Annotated in this window: 1 protein-coding gene and 1 pseudogene; both read right to left on the bottom strand. The window is 54.6% G+C overall.

Annotated features, from left to right (window positions below):
- Positions 1 to 181 precede the first annotated feature (181 nt).
- Positions 182 to 2,053, bottom strand: coding sequence for a FimV/HubP family polar landmark protein (locus tag EJP87_RS15060; protein ID WP_193771432.1), 1,872 nt, complete (start codon positions 2,051 to 2,053; stop codon positions 182 to 184).
- A 419-nt stretch (positions 2,054 to 2,472) separates the two neighbouring features.
- Positions 2,473 to 2,985: pseudogene (locus EJP87_RS18030) on the bottom strand (hypothetical protein); the annotation flags it as partial.

Raw genomic sequence — 2,985 nt, 5'->3', positions numbered from 1 at the left:
GGGTGCAGGGCAAAGCCCTGCTGGTAATGTGCGGCGTTTCACAAAAGCGAATGCGCAAGCATTCGCGCACGCCGCACAGATTTGTGCCCCGAAGGGGCACTCTTTGGGAGGGCGGATGCCCGACATGCACAGTTTCGCTTGTGGCAACAGTGAGAAAATTGGCAAATGCGCTTGCCTGTCCTCAAGAGCTCTTGTTGCGCGTCAACGACTCCAATTGATTGGCCACCTCCGCTGCTGCAGAAAGAGCCTCTGCCTTGCCGGAACCCTTGTTTGCCGTCTCACCCGGTTGTAAAGAGTCCCGCAACAAAGGTGCATCCTGACGGCTGGCTTCGGAAAGCAACGATTGCAAATTTTTGCGTTGCTGCTTTTGATTGACACGCCGTCCGACACTCAAAGCAAGCAAACCAATGAGCGCCACCACAACCAATGCCATGGCCCCTGTGGCAATCGTATCCAACTCTCCCCACCACGAACCGGTAGATGCACCGCCTTCGCTGCTGCCTGGAGTACGCCCCATACTACTTTCAGAACCATTTCCGGGAGTACGCATGCTGCTTTCAGCAGCTCCTGAAGTACGTGCCACACCCCCCTTGACCATCTCCAGCGAGTTGATGCGCTCCCGCAAAAAATCCCACTCCTTGCGTGCCTGCTCCAAAGTGGAGATACGCTGCTCCAAACGCTCTTGCTGGGCCTGATTACTCTCCAACACCCGGGTGATCACTTGCAATTGCAATAAAATGGCCCGCAACTCCTCCGTTTCACCACCAAGAGCTCCGCCCGAACGTTTACTGCCACCACCGCTCACATCCGTTTTTGCCGCAGACAGCCCTCCAGCCGATAAAGGCGCTTCCTCGCCCTTTGCAAACAGAGACAAATCAACTTTGTCCATATCCTGCTGCCCGTCCAGTGGTTTTTTCCACTCCATGGCATGGCTCAAACGCAACTTTCTGGCCTCACGCACCGGAATCCTGGCAATCTCCTGTCGGCTCGGAATCTGTAGCATGACCCCCGATTTCAGGCCGTTCATGTTATTATGGATAAATTGATCTGGATTTTTTTGCCAGATTGCTACCACTGCCTGAAAAAAGGAGCTGGGATTGCTAACCAGTTTTAATTTGTGGACAATCTCTGTCAGATTTTCACCTTCACGCACCGGACCGTAGGTTGTGCCTTTTTCGACAGCTCTCTCCTGACTCTCTTCCATTGGCACTATGGAAGCCTCTTTCACTGCAGAAGCCTCTTTCATTGGCTGAGCTGGAGCCTCTTTACGCTCCACACTCTTGCGCTCTGCCAGAGATGCACGACTCTCTTTTGCAGACAACGCACTCCCCTCCACCTTTGCGCCCTCCGTGGAGGCGCCACTTGCAGCCACTCCCGGAACAGAGGCGGATTTAGTCCTAGCAGCACCAGCTTCGGTCGAGGTTGCCGCTGGCTCTTTGCCTGCAACAGGGGCTTTCTCAACGCTCTTTTCCTTCATTTTTGGTTCCTTCTCTGGAACCACTTTTTCTACGCTCTTCTCTTGACTCTTCTGCTCTTTTTCTGCAACCGCCTTTTCTCGTGCCGCACGCTCTGTCGGCAAGAGGGGATCGGCTTTGGCAACGGCTGAACTCTCACTCTTGTTTTCAACCTTTTTTGGCTCCTGGGCCGCCGTCGCCGCCGAATGAATGCGAAAAAAGGGATAAAAGGTGTTTTGATTGGAGGAGACACGCAACAAAATAAAAAAATCATCCTCTACAATCGGAGCAACTCCCTGGAGAGAGACAAAGGTTGCACCAGACTGCTCTCTTACCTGGGCTTTTATCCCCTCAATTGCCGGAGAATAGGGTAAATTTAACAGGGAATAATCAGCAGGCGTACCGAGTGCAACCGAAGCAATCCGCTCATCCTTATTCAACTTAACCGGAGCTTGCGCCTGGAATGGCTGCCCTGGCCGACTCTGCATCTGCAGTTCACCCAAGGAGAAGGCCAGCCCCACACGTGGCAACGACAACACGCATAATAGGCCAGCCAGCAGCACCACACATCTACCGACCACTCTATCCATCCTTCTCATTCCCACTCCACTCATTGGCTTGATCACCACCCCATCCGCTCCCCTTGTGCCAACGTTCGGCTCAGAGCTTGTGAATAAATCTACTGTGCAGCCCACTGGCGGCGTTGCAGGCTCATTCGCTCCTCGCCTATCTGCTTGATATGTCTCGTCGCTCATTCGCCTGCGCCTTGCCCATGGGCTTGCTCGCGACGACTTATTCACAAGCTCTCAGAGCTTGTGAATAAATCTACTGTGCAGCCCACGGGCGGCGTTGCAGGCTCATTCGTTCCTCGCAATCAGCTTGATATGTCTCGTCGCTCATTCGCCTGCGCCTTGCCCATGGGCTTGCTCGCGACCATTTTTCACAAGCTCTCAGCACTTCTAAAAGCCAGGAGAAACACACCTTAAATTGCAGCGCATGCGCACCGGCTATGCGATTGTTATTTATTGCCCGCGCCTGGTGCACGATGCTCTTTGGTAATATAGTTCCACTCTTTGACTGCTTTTTCCAGAGCGGTTACCCGTTTTTCCAACTGCTCGCGTTGCTCCTGATTTTTCTCCAAAACAGTAACCCGCTTTTCCAACTGCTCTTGCCGCTCATGATGGTTTTCCAGAACCCGCGTAATGGTTTGCAACTGCACCAGAATGGCCTTCAAAGTGCCGCTCTCTACCTTGACCTGCTCGTGATCCCCCTCTTTGCCCGCTGGAGCGGCCTGTTCGTGGGCGAGCACAGCCGCCTCCTTGCCCGGAGGGCTTTCTTTTGCCACAACCCGGGGCGAGGCCGCCGGCACCGCCTCACCCTGCGCAGCAGGCAGCGTGACCTTGTCCTCGGGGGCAACAGAGACCGCTTTTTCCGGCACCTTGCCAACGGCTTTGTCCGCGGCCTTGTCTGGCTGCGGGGCAGGTGGCGGCGCAGTCACCGTTTGCCGCTCCTTGCCGGGTTTTTTCCACTC

The sequence above is a fragment of the Candidatus Magnetaquicoccus inordinatus genome, assembly GCF_004217665.1.
Taxonomy (GTDB): domain Bacteria; phylum Pseudomonadota; class Magnetococcia; order Magnetococcales; family Magnetaquicoccaceae; genus Magnetaquicoccus; species Magnetaquicoccus inordinatus.
This window is presented reverse-complemented; position numbering and strand designations above follow the sequence as displayed.

Bases quoted from the DNA above. Each gene is read 5' to 3' on its own strand.
- EJP87_RS15060 (WP_193771432.1), bottom strand. From the start codon at position 2,053: ATGAGAAGGATGGATAGAGTGGTCGGTAGATGTGTGGTGCTGCTGGCT.